Genomic DNA, 13,807 nt, shown 5'->3' on the forward strand with positions numbered 1-13,807 from the left:
GTAGGTTTTGCGAATTAAAGATGGTGTTTATGTAATTATATGCCAAATGGTTAGGTAATTTTTGATTGGTTCTAATCTACCATCTGTTTGAGCCAGTCCGATATAGCCATCAGGCCTGATTACGTACACGGCATTTTCCTTTAACCCAACCCGTTTTGCGGCAGCGGTAAAGGGATAAATTTCGAACTGTAAGCGTTTACTTTTGCACCAATTTGTTAATTCTTGCTCAGGTTTCCCATAGCAGTGCAGTTGCCATTGTAAGGTTTTTAAACTTTCGAAGTTATCCCCGGTCCAGGGCAATCTATCCCCGCCTTGAATTTTACCTATTTTCCCATCACTGAGTTTGCTATTACGGTATTGGATCCGAGTTTGTGACATGGTTAAAAATATCATTCTCCTAAACCAGGTAAACCTAAAAAGCAGGGGCACTACATTTGGTACCACGTGCATTCGAACGAACGTGGCGAATGAACTTCTTGCGGTAACAAAGCTAAAAGCCCTATCTGTGCTTTGAACAAGTAGTTGTGCAAAAGCCATTCTTTCAGTGCTATAAGTATCTAAAAGCATATCATGGGCCTTACCGTTAAGCACATCACGAATTTTCCAGGCCAGGTTAATGGCGTCGCCAACACCAGTATTCATTCCCTGTCCGCCTACCGGACTATGTATGTGCCCTGCATCTCCCAGAAGAAAAATCCGATCTTTTCTAAAGCTTTCCGCAACACGGTGATGAACACGATACGTAGAAAACCAGTTGATGTGATGTATGGTAATTTTCATCCTTTCGATAATGTCTTTGCTAACATCTTGCCATGTCAGTTCCTTATCCTCCGATGGGTTTTCGTTGTATATAGTTCCGATTAAACGTACCCTGTTTTCTCCTTTCATAGGAAAAACCACAAAAAAATCTGATTTATCTATTGCTCCATGCATTTGTCCGTTGGCTACGGGACCGCTACATTCAACATCAGCTACATAAAATGTGTGTGCATAAGCCCCACCAACAAAGTTGATTTCCTCCTTTTTGCGTACTGTAGAATGTGCCCCATCACAACCTGCTAAATACATAGCAGTTATTTCCTCCATTTTATTTTGTTTTTGAAGCTGGGCGGTTACCCCTGACCTGGAGTTGTTAAAAGATACCAACTCTGTTTCTCGTTCTACGCTTACGCCTAAATCTTTGAGTTCATCTATCAAGAACTGTTCATGTTTATCTTGGGGGAAGATTAAGGCATAGGGATAGGGACTTATTGGTGTACCAATATTCGAGAACGAAACATGTGCCGCTTTTTTTCCCTTTGCCCAAAGATTGATGTCGTTAAAGTGGATTCCTTTATCAATTGCCTTTTGATCGATACCTAATTGATGATAAAATTCGAGATTTCGAGCATGGAATACGGTGGCTCTGGATGTCGTTCCTGAAGTATTGGTTTTATCAATAATGCGAACGCTAATTCCCATTCTAGTAAGCCATAGTGCAAGTACTAAGCCTGTTGGACCTGCACCTACGATTAATACTTGAGTTTTCATGATCTGGGTAATATGATTCTTCAATTACTTAAGCATAGGTATTAAACAAAAACAAGGTAGCAATAAAATTTTTGCAATAAAAAAGGTTCAAATCTTTAGAAATGAACCTTTTCTCTGTCTAAAATTTTTAATCCATCTTCTTATATTTATCTATCGTGCCATCATCCCATCTAAATTCTACTTTATCAATCACGTTGCTGTTAGGATCAAACGCAATTCGGTAGTCTTTCCTTCCTTCAACTGCAAATAGGCCATCTTTTAAATAATTCATTTTGCGCTTGTTCGTTTTAGAAATAAAGTAAAGATTTCCGTTTTCCAAGGCAAATTTTTGTTCCCCGTAATTTCCTAATAGAGCTTTAATGAAGTTTTCTTTAGGCAATTCAGGGGATAATTGGGCTTCAAATTCAGTCTGCATCCATTTATAAAGTTTATTGTCAGTATTTGCCAACAGTTTACAAATTTCTAGCAAAGCTGATGGCAGTGAAAGCTCAAGACTGGTTTTTATATCTGGCGTAACACCCACTCCCTCCCAGTTTGTACCCGTAACTGCACTACGATTAACATGGGTTGGTACAATCATGTAAAGCTTCTCATTTATAACCAATCTAAGACCCGGATTTGCTTCACCATGGGTTTGCTCGCCAACTATCATAGCTCTTTTAAACTGTTGTAGCGTATACGCAAAAGATTCTGCGGCAGATGATGTTCTTTTGCTTACAAGAATATAAAGAGGCACCCGAGAATCTATTTTCTTGATGGCGGGATCTTTTATTGTCCACAGTTCTTTGGTTTCGGAAGCATTCTTACTTTTAAATGTTCCTAATTTTGTTGAGTCTGGTAAAAAATGACTTACGAGAAAATGTACGGTCTCTGCACTTCCTCCACCGTTTTCCCTTAAGTCTACGATAATGGCATTTGAATTCGAAATCAGACTAATAGCACTTGTTAAGGCCCCTTTGGCAAATTGTAGTTCTTCAAATTTGTTAAATTTCAGGTAGCCGATATTGCCATCCAATCGTTCTGTTTTTTTGATGAAGTAATTTTCATATTTCACCATTCTTATAAATTCTTCAGGTACTTTTTCATCGCTTTTATCTGTACTATTTGCGGCAGCAATGATCTTTTTCACATATTGTGGCCCATAAAAGATATTTAAGTGATGATCATTACCAGCAACTTCGAAATCTTTATTAAGTTGCTCCAAGAAATCAAATAACGTAGCATATTGCTGATATCCGGCATTTTTTAATTTGCTTTTGATATCCGTTTCAATTTTTTTGATCCGCTCAGGAAAGACGTAATTCTCCTTTAAAAGGATAATTGCTTTTTCTATAATGATTTGTTGTTGACCCATGTTTATGGGTTCATTTCCATTATCGCTCTGCGCGAATAAGTTTGCTGACAATAGCAACAAAAAGGACAAGGCTATGCCTATGAATGTTGTTTTAATTAACTTCATGACTAAAAATTTAAGAATGTTTGAGATTAAGCTTTACGCTGAAGAATTTGATAGTAGATAAAAAACGAGATCGATGTGAAGGTTAAAATGATCCCCAGTGCCATGTATCCGGATTGATTGATAAGCGCATCCTTACAGAAATGGATCACAATTAAAGAAATGCCGAGGGCAATACAGACCAGGAAATATTTGAGCGACTGTAGTTTGGCGATGGCATTACTTTCCTTAAAAATCTGGATCAGTGTTTCTTCGCTTATCCCTTTTTCTACCATTTTAAGTTTTAACTGTTGATCGGCCCTATTTTTTAGTACCGTTACAATGGTGTTAAGAATTAAGATCAAAAACACCATCGGAACACCGAATTCAAAAACCTTGTCTGGAATGAGCTTATTTTGATTGGGGTCGAAGGGCAAGGTTCTGCTCACCACTTCTTGTGCATTACTTAACTGATAAGCAACTATTGCGAAAAAGGTAATAACATATTTCTTCATGATCTTATATTTTGATTTGCCCAATCAGACAGTCGTTCTGCAATAAAGTTGCAAAAAAATTAGTATTAAATTTAATTACCTTTTAGTGCAACTTTAAAGGGGGCCACTTGTCAAATTCAACAGATTAAAAATCCATGGAGTCTGAACAGTCTGATTTTTTATTGGTGAAAGATGTCTTATCACATCAGAAAGCAGCATTTGAAAGGCTCGTGAGAAAGTATGAGAGCTTGGTTTTTCATATTGTTATACCTTTGATCAAAAATGAAAACGACCGCCAGGATATCTCGCAGGATGTGTTCTTAAAGGTTTATGAAAAGCTGCATACCTTTCAGTTTAAATCAAAGCTTTCTACTTGGATTGGTAATATTGCTTATAATACGTCTATAAATTTTCTAAAAAGGAAAAAGAATATTTCGCTAGAGGATCTATTGAACGAGAGTAATGCAGAAACGGTTGTGATTGAGGAAAATACACCAAATCCCGAGGGATTGTTAATTAAAAAACAAAATCAACAGCTTTTAACAGAGGCTATTAAAAAATTACCTAGCATACAAGAAAGCATTTTATTACTTTTCCATCAGGAAGAATTATCATTAGAAGAAATAAGTACAATCGTAGAGATGCCCATTAATACGGTGAAAAGCCATCTTTTTAGGGCAAGAGTAAAATTAAAGGAACTATTAACCCATCATATAGCAATCAATGGATAACTTAGATCATTATACAGAAGAAGACTTTCAGAATTATATGGACGGCGAGTTTATGGGCAATATAGAATTGTTTCAATCGCATATAAATGAATGCCCAGGTTGCAACAAAGCCTTAGCAACCTATACTGAGCTTTATCATTTTATCAATGAAGATTTTAAATTAGAAACTTTAAAAATCGATTTGGCGAGTGTAGTAGTAGAACGGGTGTTCGAAGAGAAGAAAACACATTCATTTTTTGCAATCATAATGAACGTGTTAATGGCCCTAGTAATGATAACCTGTCTGGTTTATTGTATAAAATCGTTGATTTTTATTCCAGTCCAATACCTATTATTTCTTATTCCTGTTGCACTTTACCTAATACTTGCTTATAAAGAAAGTTCCTTTCTGGCAAAGAAGTATGAAAAGGCGGTCTTGAGTTAGCAGTTTTTCCCAAAGAAATGCCTTAAGCACCAAACAAGTCTTTCAGCTAATCCATTTATTGGTTCCAGCAACCTTAAGTGCTTCAGCTTTGCTGTTGACGGCCAGTTTGTGATAAATATTTTTGATGTGACTACGCACCGTCTCCTTGCTAAGGAAGAGATCAAGGGCAATCTTAGTATAGCTTTTTCCTTCTGCAATGCCTTTTAGTACTTCGGTTTCACGTTCTGACAGTGGGGAATCGTGGGAACGCATAAAAGACTGTACCACCATCTTGGCAATCTGTAGGCTCATGGGAGCGCCGCCAGCAAATGCTTCGGCCATGTTTTGGAGAATCTGATCAGTATCTGAGTTCTTAACAATATAGCCACCAGCGCCAGCGCACAACGAGCGGAAAACTTTATCACTGTCTTCCAGAACGGTAATAATCAAAACGATACAGTTTGGCCGCTGCTTTTTAATCCGGAGAGTGCCTTCGATACCATCGATACCAGGCAGGTCAATATCCATTAGCACAAGATCGCACGCATCAGTACCTAGATTTTTCAATGCCTCTTCGCAGGTCCGGTATTGTCCGGCCAGCTCATAGCCGGGAGTATTTTCAATCAGCGCTGCGAATCCCTCACTGATCTTGCTGTTATCTTCTACGATAGTGATCCGCTTGTTCATGAATTTGTGTTGAAGTTGTTTACCGGAATGCTGATTTCAATGCGTGTTCCACTAGGTTGTTTCACTAAACCGAATCCAAAGCCATTTTTTTGGCAACGCCGTTCCATATTTGCTAGTCCATAATGCCCACTTGTGGTGTCTGCGGTTTTCCATGAACCATTATCAATGAGCGCATAACAAATCTCTTCGGATGATGAACATGTCATGGTTAGGGTAACCTCTGTAGCGCTGGCATGCTTAACCACATTGGTCATCGCCTCCTTAAAAATGAAAAGTACATTAAGGGCAGCCATCGGGCCTAACTGTTGTGGATTACAGGCCTCTGCAGTTGAAGAGAATGCAATATCGAACTGATTGTAATAGCGCTGGCCATACGCGGTGAGATAGCTGAAAAGTTCCTGCGGGTCATCACTGTTATGGTTAAGGTGCCACAAAAAATCCTTACTGCTAGCATACAAAGCGTTGCTATTGTGGATGATGCTAGCCACAATTGGCTGTACCTGGTCGTGTTGATCAAGTTTTAACTTTAAGAGAGATGCCTGTCTGGTAATAGCGGATAACATGTTGCCGGTTTCATCGTGAAAATCCGTTGCAATGGTCTCTCGCATACTATTAAGCTGTTCTGTACGCTGCTTAACCGCCTCATCAAGAAGATCGATCTTCTTGTCTTGTAGTTCCTTAATTTTATTCCGGTCACGTTCCTGATCATATTGCTGATAGGCCATAAATCCACCGAAAAAAAGGGTGATTAGCACATTCATCCCGAAAGCATAAAGGGGACTACCAATAAGCTGGTAAACAGACCCGACTATTCCCAAATGAACGGTTTGATAATAAATAAACCCTAATAACCCAAGGTTACCGAAGATGGTCCACCATCCATATTTCTTGTCTACCCAGATAGCCACTAGCAAATTCACGTGCACAAACGACAAATTAGAAGAGTAGATCATCCCAGAATCCCGAATCCAGTCGTACATAATCCAATAGGCAGACAGTGCGGTTAAAGTCATGGGGATACGGTAATGTCCTAGGTTCTTGATTGAGAGAAGCAGGAGCACGATAAGACCAATATTGATGAAATAGCCGAGGACGGGTTTATGCATATAATAAACGAAGCCTGGAAACATTAGCATCAGCGGTACACCGATAAGCGTTGAACTCACGATTACTCGAAATTCATCGTATCGCAAATGGGTTTTATGATAACGCATCGCCTTTGGCATGAAATAGTTTACAGCCTGGTCAAATCTCATAGGTACGAAGATATTATATTCATCGGATTACTTTTGCCACGGATTTAAAAATACCGCAATCTGGGGGATTGCCTAAATATACGGTTGTCTTTAACTTTGGACTATACTAAAAAAAAACATGATGAAAATAAGATTATTTTTTTTGTTTGTAGTGATTCTAGGTATCAGTTCCTGTCGCAAAAGCAAAGATCCAGTGCCAGAAAAAGGTAGCATTACCGGTACATTTAGTTTAAACGGTGCAGCTGAGGGTGTGGTTGCCAGTAGTAACGTTAATGGACAAACCATTAGCTATAATCCCACCTACGACACCAAGGGTAATTTCAAATTTGCCGATCTGGCAGCGGGCGAATATACGCTTAGCTTTACATCAAATGCGAGATACATGGCACCAGCACCTAAAAGTATTAAGCTAACAGCTGGGCAAAATATTGACCTTGGAATAATAACTTTTGCAGAAAACACTAATAATGGCAGCATCATCGGAAAGATCAGTCCTGCAGGTGCTGCAGTTTCAGTTTGGGCCATTACCAATAATCCGATGTACCTCATCACTGCTACGCCTGATCCGGTTACTGGTAACTTCACGCTTACTAACTTACCTCCATCCAGCGCTTATTCAATCACATTTATTGAGGCCGATAAATTTACACCACCAGTTACGCAAAAGGTTTCGGTTAGCAGCGGTCAACAGGTTGATGTGGGTACCTATAACTTTACTTCCTATGGCCATACATCTGTATTTTCTTGTAAGCTTAATGGCAGTCCGCTTTCATTGGCCGGTACAAGCAGTTACCTATCGAACGTGCTTAGCTTGTCGGGCGAATACTTGGATGGTCCCCCCCAAAAAGCAGGGACCAAGACCCACAGGCTGGCGTTTAAGTTGGATAATGTAACCTCTCCTGGTACTTATGTTTGCAATGGCACCACTACATCCGTGTTTACCTATACCTTATCGGCATACCAAGTAATCGGCTTAGGGACCTCGGGATCATGGACAAGCCAAAAGGCAGGCGGTAGCGCAACGGTTATAGTTACAGCAATCGATCAGGTTAATAACACCATAACGGGAACATTCTCTGCAACATTGGTAACCAATGCTCTAGCTACCAATCCAGATCAGCTTATTACAGAAGGTGCTTTTTCTACAAGGTATAAGTAAATGCCTTCGGCGTATGAGCTTATCTTTTTTTTCCTAATGTCGCAGCTTTGGCCTAAATGTCTTGTCTTTAATGGAGGGCATTTAGGTTTAATGTGATTATAATTGCTTTTGGCGATAGGATAAAACCATAATCCTCTACCCCGAGATTGCGGCGACCTAAATAATCCCTTAAAGTCCGGAAATAAAAAAGGCCCTAGTAGAACTAAGGCTTTCAATCCCAATTACTATCGGGAATGGGGCTCGAACCCACAACCCTCCCGGCACATGTCGGGATGCTCTAACCGTGCCGATAGCTATCGGGAGAGCTAAACCACCCTAATCTATCACACAAAAAAAAGGCCTTAGAATAAACTAAGGCCTTCAAAAAAATTGGGGTGGAATATGGGGCTCGAACCCACGACCCTCGGTACCACAAACCGATGCTCTAACCAACTGAGCTAAAACCACCATGTTTTTTTCAGAGATACAAAAATACGATTTTTAATAGGCTATTCAAATTTATTTTAAAATAAACCTCACCCCCGCCTCTCCTGAAGAAGAGGAGCTGGTTATCGTAGGGATTGCTTTTTGTTCATACTTAGTGATCAGGATAACCCAACATGTTGGACTTTTGGGCTTTATGCTTAGAGCACTTAACTGCAGACTTCCCTACTCGCAACTTTCGACTCATTCATGCAAGACTTTTGGACTTCTCGACTATGGGGTCCATTTAACTAAATTCTCAACTTCAGACCCAAGGAATCTCCGACTCCCGACTTTCGGACTTTTTATTAGCTTTGCGTTAATGATAGAAATCTACACAGACGGTGCAGCAAGCGGAAATCCTGGTCCAGGGGGATATGGCGTTATCTTGCGGTCTGGATCACACTATAAAGAACTTAGCGGTGGCTTTCGTTTAACTACAAACAACAGGATGGAGCTTTTAGCGGTTATAGAGGGCCTAAAGGCCATCAAGAGCCCTAACCAACAGGTAACCATTTATTCTGATTCGAAATATGTTGTTGATTCTGTAGAAAAAAAATGGGTGTTTGGTTGGGTACAAAAAGGGTTTAAAGACAAGAAAAATAAAGATCTCTGGATACAGTACCTAGCGCTCCATAAAATCCATCAAATTAAATTTATTTGGATAAAAGGTCATAATGAACACCCAGAAAACGAACGCTGTGATAGGTTAGCCGTTGCAGCTTCACAAAACAAAGCAGCGTTGGGGGTTGATGTTTTTTTTGAAAACGAACGTAAAAGCAATACACTGCTCTAGCGAAACGGGTATCTAACATGCCATAGACCGTACCAAACTACACGATTGTAAGCTGCGCATCTGCGGCTAATTAATTAAACGCACAGAACGCAAAGTTCTACGCCGAGAACGCAACGTTTAGGACCTTGAACTTTAATTTGGGTTTTTATTAATCTTCGTGTCTTTATGGTAACACTTCTCATTTACCTTAGAAACAAAAAAGCCGTGTTATTCAAATAACACAGCTCTTCTTCTTTATAGTTTATTTATTTGATGGCTATTGGAACCTTAATCTTATCCCATTTTAAAGCAAAACCTTTTTTATTGATCTCGTAAATCAACCGTTCTTGGGTTTCTTTCAACGCAACGGTTTTTACATCTACCCTTAGCTGGTCATTCGCCTCTTTGTAGGTAAAAGCTCCCCATTGTTTAGCTTCCTTATTAAAAATAGCTGTCCAGGTACCACTCGTCCTAGGAATTAAGAAAAAACTATATTTCCCGGCAGGTAAAGGTTTTCCTTCAACCTTTATGTCCTTATTGGTTTCGAAAGTAGTTGCTTCATTGGCACCGGCACGCCATACTTTATCAAAAGGTTCTAATCCGCCCCAAATTTGGCGACCTTTTACCGCCGGACTACTATAATTAATAGTAATCACCGCTTTTTTAACGTTGCCTGTTACCGTAGCTGCGGGACTAGCCTTAGGAGCCGGGGTTTGGGCTGTTGCACTAAGTGTAAAGCAAATGGTCGAAAGCAACAGAAAAGATTTTAGAATGGATTTCATGATTTAAAATTTATTGAATTACTAAATTACGTTATAAATTGGAGTCAGATAATTTATTGTTTAACTAGTTTCTAACAAACTGTGAACTGTAAACTAATTAATCTATTCCCCCTATTACCCCCATTTGCTCCAATTTTTCTTCCGTTTTTACTTCGGGCAACGGCCTTACGGGAGAAAATTCGGCCATCATAGATTCCGCTAATCTTACCATTTTTGGCGAACCGATAAAGATTGAAGTACGTTGATGCAATTCTGTGGGTTCGATGTCCAAAATTCTATTTAATCCATCAGAAGCGATACCCCCCGCTTGTTCAATAATAAGCGCCATAGGATTACACTCGTAAAGCAACCTTAATTTCCCATTGGGTGAGGCTGCTGTTGTTGGGTAGATATAAATCCCTCCTTTAATCAGGTTTCTATGGATATCAGCTACCATAGAGCCAATATATCTCGATGTATAAGGCCTACTTGTTGCCGTATCTTCTACTTGGGCATATTTCAAATATTTTTTAACGCCATCAGGAAAATGCACATAGTTACCTTCGTTAATAGAATAAATGATCCCATCTTCAGGTATTTTAAGATCGGGGTGTGATAAACAGAATTCGCCAATTGAAGGATCTAGTGTAAATCCATTTACTCCCTTACCTGTAGTATAAACCAACATAGTTGATGATCCATAAATTACATATCCAGCAGCAACCTGATCCGTTCCCTTTTGTAACACATCAGCAATTGTAGCATCTCCATCAACAGATTTCCTGCGATAAATGGAAAAAATAGTTCCAACGGCCACATTAACATCAATATTTGATGAGCCGTCTAAGGGATCAATACAAACGATATATTTGGCATTTTTAGATACCGGCGAGTCGATGGGTACAAACTCATCTTCTTCTTCTGTGGCAACAATACAACACTCCCCACCGCTGGTTAATGCAGATATAAACTGCTCATTAGCAAATACATCTAATTTTTTTTGGCCTTCGCCTTGAATGTTCATTGTTCCGGCATCACCCAAAATATCAACTAATCCTGCTTTGTTAACTTCACGGTTCACGATTTTTGAAGCAATCCCAATGTCTCTCAATAGTCTCGAAAGTTCGCCTTTGGCCCAAGAGAAATCGGCCTGTTTTTCGATAATGAACTGACCTAGTGTTTTTATACCTGACATATTTACTTAGTGTACTTTTTACGTTATCTAATCCCTAATTCTATGGCCTCTAAGGTATGTATTTTTTCTTCAGAAATGCAAAAACGAATCAAAGTTCTTACTTTATGCCAACCATGTTTTCCCGCAGCACCGGGGTTTATATGCAAACATTTTATTTTTTCGTCGTAAATAACTTTTAAAATATGCGAGTGTCCGCTAATAAATAGCATTGGCGGCTTAGTGTAAATTTCTTGTTTTACGGCCGGGGCATAATGATTGGGATATCCTCCGATATGTGTCATCCAAACATCAACCTCTTCACATTTAAACCTAAGGTGCTCTGGAAAGGCAGACCTGATATCTTTTCCATCAATATTTCCATACACCCCTCGCAAGGGCTTAAAGGCTGCTAAAGGTTCTGCTACACCCTCGCCAAAATCGCCAGCATGCCAAATTTCATCGCATTCATCAAAATACTTAAACACAGCATCATCTAAAAAACTATGGGTATCAGAGAGGAGGCCAATTTTTTTCATGTAGCAGGCGATTAGTGTTTAATAATGGGCTCAAATTTATTAATTTAACTTTAATACGCTCCGCGGGTAGACTTTTGGACTCTCCTTTATTTCGCTTCGCGGATGATTACACTCTACCGATAGCTATCGGATTAGGATTACACGATTTTTAGTACCTTAACGTTTAAAATTATCGGACTTCCGGACTTCCGGACATTTTGGCATTTTGGACTTTTGGACTTTCGGCCTCCTGGACTATCCCAATCTCAAAAAAAAATCCTTCAAAAGCCCGCGGTAAGCTTTGGTATGCACTTTTTCTGCTTCATAAATATAAAAATGATCAACTTTGAGCGGAAGTTCTTTTCGGCTTAAGCAGGCTATGCGTCTAAATTCGGGCTTAGTTTTGTCAGAATGCAAATGGATCAACTTTGTTAGGTAAAGTTGGCTGTTAGCCGCCCGCTCTACCATCAGTTTTGATTGCTTAACAGGGAGCACAAACCAAAATGAGCCATCTTTAGTAAGCAAAGAATTTACTTTATCCAAGAGTTCTTCAAAAAAAACGTGATCAGTATGCCTTGCTAGGCCTTTCTTTTCTTCTGCACTCACCAGATCATTAACAAAATAAGGTGGATTGCTTACAATTAGATCAAATTGCTGTTGATTATTAAATTGCTGGATAGCTATATTGCTGAGCCACAATCGCTCTGCGTAGATAGACTTTTTAAAATTGCGTTCAGCAGTTTTAGCAGCAGTTTCATCTATTTCAACCGCATATATTTTAGCATTATCAAATCGTTGGGCCAGCATTAGCGCAATTACTCCTGTCCCAGTTCCAATATCCAAGATATGTTGTGGCTGATCTGCTTCGGCAATTGCCCCTAATAATACCCCATCCGTATTAATTTTCATGGCACAACCGGTTTGGTCTACCTCAAATTGCTTAAAACGAAATATAGATTGCTTAGACGCAGGCTTTGGGTTTTCCATATTTTTAGGAGACTATTATACGAGTTAGACCAGGCCCATTTTAATCGCTTAACAAAGCTCAAATCAGACAAATAATCCATCTAACTCCTGTACCCTCAAAAAATAATTTGACAATGTTTAAATTTCAGACCCAAACCAAAAGATATAAGTACATTCAGAACAAACAACTGCTGTTGACCAGTCTCCAAAAAACCCGCCTAGATTTCCTAACGTAGTGTTTTTCAAAAAAAGATTGTTTGAGCATATAGGACAAATAAGTTGATGGCCTTTTACTTCCATCATTTGTGGTTCTTTTTTTTTAAAAAGATTCATTACATTTTGTTTTAAGTTTTTTCTTCAGTAAACACAACTAAGCCGCTAAATAATATCCTCCATAGATTTATAATAATTTCCCTCCTACTTTGTGCTTTCTTTTACATAGTATAAATAACCTAAAAACCATGTACCCCATAGTTATCAAACTTAAAGTAGTAGAAATAATAATAATTAGCTGTTTTTAAGCAAACCAAATCTACAAAAAAAACATCGTTTCAAGCGATTTGAAGCCATCAAGTGTCCAAAGGGGAAATACGCATTTCAACAAATATCCCATTACTAGGTTACCTTTGTGTATAAAAACCTTTATTAGGGTTTATCATCTCTAGTTTGTAGCGGCAGAAAAAGGAGAATTGTGGCCAAAAATAGCAGTATTGTTTGCAATAGAAGAAACCAATATCTGATTAATATAATCCCTTCAAAACTAAATTTGAATAGTGGATAAACTCCAACAATAGAAACCATCGTTAACAATAGCGCGAAAAACTTTGCCCATTTGCTCCGTTGAACAACTTTTAGGACTAGATAGCCAAACACAAGAACATAGAATACAAATCCGAAAATGATTAATGATGGCGCAAGCAACTCGCCCGAATCTACATTGCCCCCCGATAGAAAGGTGAGAAAAATAAATATCCTAAATAAAATAACCCCAAGCAGCAGCGACACAATTATCTTACGAATTTTCGTAAATCCAAACCACATCTTTTTCATAGCTCATAAATTTCTAAGGGCAAACCATCAGGGTCGGTAAAAAAAGTAAACTGTTTACCTGTAAATTCATCCACACGAACAGGCTCAGTAGATATGCCTTTTTTATTCAGTTTTACGATAGTTTGAGCAACATCATCTACTTCAAAAGCTAAATGCCTTAACCCTGCAGCTTCTGGTTGAGATGGTCTTGCCACTGGATTCTCAAAAGAAAAAAGTTCGATCTGATACTGTCCATTTATAGCTAGGTCCAATTTGTAAGATTTCCTTTCGGCTCTATATACCTCAGCTAAAACCGTAAATTCGAGTTTATTGACATAAAAGTCTTTTGAAACTTCATAATCCTTACAGATAATGGCAATATGATGGATCTGGTTAAACATAGACTAGGATTAGAATTAGTAGGATTGTA

The 13,807-nt window shown here is 38.8% G+C and carries 14 protein-coding genes and 1 tRNA gene; 4 read left to right on the plus strand and 11 right to left on the minus strand.

Annotated features, from left to right (window positions below; translation table 11 throughout):
• Window positions 1–27: 27 nt before the first annotated feature.
• The 3 genes from AC6H0V_RS07615 to AC6H0V_RS07625 form a co-directional block, all read right to left on the minus strand.
• Window positions 28–1,530 (minus strand): FAD-dependent monooxygenase, encoded by a 1,503-nt coding sequence (locus AC6H0V_RS07615; protein ID WP_497563126.1) that lies wholly within the window; start codon window positions 1,528–1,530, stop codon window positions 28–30.
• Window positions 1,531–1,657: 127 nt separating this feature from the next.
• A complete protein-coding gene (locus AC6H0V_RS07620; RefSeq protein WP_497563127.1) occupies window positions 1,658–2,989 on the minus strand; it encodes a S41 family peptidase in 1,332 nt (443 codons plus the stop codon).
• Window positions 2,990–3,015: 26 nt separating this feature from the next.
• Complete coding sequence (locus AC6H0V_RS07625; RefSeq protein WP_497563128.1) at window positions 3,016–3,480, minus strand: DUF6249 domain-containing protein; 465 nt, start codon at window positions 3,478–3,480, stop codon at window positions 3,016–3,018.
• A gap of 134 nt (window positions 3,481–3,614) precedes the next feature.
• On the opposite strand from AC6H0V_RS07625, the gene AC6H0V_RS07630 reads away from it, so the two are divergent.
• Together AC6H0V_RS07630 and AC6H0V_RS07635 are read left to right on the plus strand one after the other, a co-directional pair.
• Window positions 3,615–4,190 carry an RNA polymerase sigma factor gene (locus AC6H0V_RS07630; RefSeq protein ID WP_497563129.1) on the plus strand — a complete coding sequence of 192 codons (576 nt, stop codon included), beginning with the start codon at window positions 3,615–3,617 and terminating at the stop codon, window positions 4,188–4,190.
• On the plus strand, window positions 4,183–4,614 hold the full coding sequence (locus AC6H0V_RS07635; protein ID WP_497563130.1) for a hypothetical protein: 432 nt from the start codon (window positions 4,183–4,185) through the stop codon (window positions 4,612–4,614). Before AC6H0V_RS07630 ends, AC6H0V_RS07635 begins: the two co-directional genes overlap by 8 nt.
• A 42-nt stretch (window positions 4,615–4,656) precedes the next feature.
• Here the strand turns inward: AC6H0V_RS07635 and AC6H0V_RS07640 are convergent, their stop codons facing one another.
• Both AC6H0V_RS07640 and AC6H0V_RS07645 read right to left on the minus strand, forming a co-directional pair.
• Window positions 4,657–5,280 carry a response regulator gene (locus AC6H0V_RS07640; protein ID WP_497563131.1) on the minus strand — a complete coding sequence of 208 codons (624 nt, stop codon included), beginning with the start codon at window positions 5,278–5,280 and terminating at the stop codon, window positions 4,657–4,659.
• The gene (locus AC6H0V_RS07645) at window positions 5,277–6,536 is read right to left on the minus strand and encodes a sensor histidine kinase (protein ID WP_497563132.1); all 1,260 of its coding nucleotides are present in this window, start codon (window positions 6,534–6,536) and stop codon (window positions 5,277–5,279) included. The genes AC6H0V_RS07640 and AC6H0V_RS07645 overlap by 4 nt, the downstream gene beginning before the upstream one ends.
• Window positions 6,537–6,654: 118 nt before the next feature.
• Between AC6H0V_RS07645 and AC6H0V_RS07650 the strand changes: the two genes are divergently transcribed.
• Window positions 6,655–7,695, plus strand: a complete 1,041-nt coding sequence (locus AC6H0V_RS07650; RefSeq protein ID WP_497563133.1) for a hypothetical protein — start codon at window positions 6,655–6,657, stop codon at window positions 7,693–7,695.
• Window positions 7,696–8,065: 370 nt separating this feature from the next.
• Here the strand turns inward: AC6H0V_RS07650 and AC6H0V_RS07655 are convergent.
• Window positions 8,066–8,142: transfer RNA gene (locus AC6H0V_RS07655), tRNA-His, on the minus strand.
• 337 nt (window positions 8,143–8,479) lie between these two features.
• Between AC6H0V_RS07655 and rnhA the strand changes: the two genes are divergently transcribed.
• On the plus strand, window positions 8,480–8,953 hold the full coding sequence (gene rnhA / locus AC6H0V_RS07660; RefSeq protein WP_497563134.1) for a ribonuclease HI: 474 nt from the start codon (window positions 8,480–8,482) through the stop codon (window positions 8,951–8,953).
• Between the two features lie 245 nt (window positions 8,954–9,198).
• On the opposite strand, the gene AC6H0V_RS07665 is transcribed toward rnhA, so the two are convergent.
• The 5 genes from AC6H0V_RS07665 to gloA2 form a co-directional block, all read right to left on the minus strand.
• Window positions 9,199–9,714, minus strand: coding sequence for a DUF2911 domain-containing protein (locus AC6H0V_RS07665; RefSeq protein ID WP_497563135.1), 516 nt, complete (start codon window positions 9,712–9,714; stop codon window positions 9,199–9,201).
• A 97-nt stretch (window positions 9,715–9,811) separates the two neighbouring features.
• Window positions 9,812–10,888 (minus strand): class 1 fructose-bisphosphatase, encoded by a 1,077-nt coding sequence (fbp, locus tag AC6H0V_RS07670; protein ID WP_497563136.1) that lies wholly within the window; start codon window positions 10,886–10,888, stop codon window positions 9,812–9,814.
• A 23-nt stretch (window positions 10,889–10,911) separates the two neighbouring features.
• Window positions 10,912–11,403, minus strand: a complete 492-nt coding sequence (locus AC6H0V_RS07675; RefSeq protein ID WP_497563137.1) for a metallophosphoesterase family protein — start codon at window positions 11,401–11,403, stop codon at window positions 10,912–10,914.
• Between the two features lie 234 nt (window positions 11,404–11,637).
• Window positions 11,638–12,369, minus strand: coding sequence for a tRNA1(Val) (adenine(37)-N6)-methyltransferase (locus tag AC6H0V_RS07680; RefSeq protein WP_497563138.1), 732 nt, complete (start codon window positions 12,367–12,369; stop codon window positions 11,638–11,640).
• A gap of 1,025 nt (window positions 12,370–13,394) precedes the next feature.
• A complete protein-coding gene (gloA2, locus tag AC6H0V_RS07685; RefSeq protein ID WP_497563139.1) occupies window positions 13,395–13,778 on the minus strand; it encodes an SMU1112c/YaeR family gloxylase I-like metalloprotein in 384 nt (127 codons plus the stop codon).
• Between the last annotated feature and the right edge of the window lie 29 nt (window positions 13,779–13,807).

It is taken from the genome of Pedobacter sp. NO84 (assembly GCF_059703915.1).